The organism is Dorea sp. 210702-DFI.3.125, from assembly GCF_020560945.1.
Lineage (GTDB): Bacteria > Bacillota > Clostridia > Lachnospirales > Lachnospiraceae > Dorea > Dorea formicigenerans.
This window is the reverse complement of the sequence record NZ_JAJCNF010000088.1, coordinates 1-443: the sequence shown is the minus strand read 5'-3', so window position 1 is coordinate 443 and position 443 is coordinate 1. Positions and strand designations below refer to the sequence as shown.

Sequence of the window (443 nt, the reverse complement as noted above, 5' to 3'; positions counted from 1 at the left end):
AAAAAAGCAATAATTATCGGAGACCGTGATGGAATTCCGGGACCAGCTATCGCAGAGTGCGTAAAAACTGCTGGTGCTGAAGTAGTATTTTCATCTACGGAGTGTTTCGTCTGAACGAGCGCAGGCGCAATGGACTTAGAGAATCAGAAAAGAGTAAAGGATTTCGCTGATGAATACGGCGCAGAGAACTTAGTAGTAGTTCTTGGTGCTGCAGAAGGTGAAGCTGCAGGTCTTGCAGCTGAGACTGTAACAGCAGGAGATCCGACATTCGCAGGTCCATTGACAGGGGTCCAGCTTGGACTCACAGTATATCACGTTTGCGAGCCTGAAATGAAGGCAGAGTTTGACGAAGCTGTTTATGATGAGCAGGTAAGCATGATGGAGATGGTACTCGACGTTGACGATATCGTTAGCGAGATGAGCGCTATCCGTGACGAATACTG

The 443-nt window shown here is 47.6% G+C and carries 1 protein-coding gene; it reads left to right on the top strand.

Features of this window, described 5'->3' with window-relative positions:
• The coding region (grdA, locus tag LI164_RS15660; protein ID WP_180211280.1) for a glycine/sarcosine/betaine reductase complex selenoprotein A at positions 1-443 on the top strand (443 nt) is incomplete at both ends.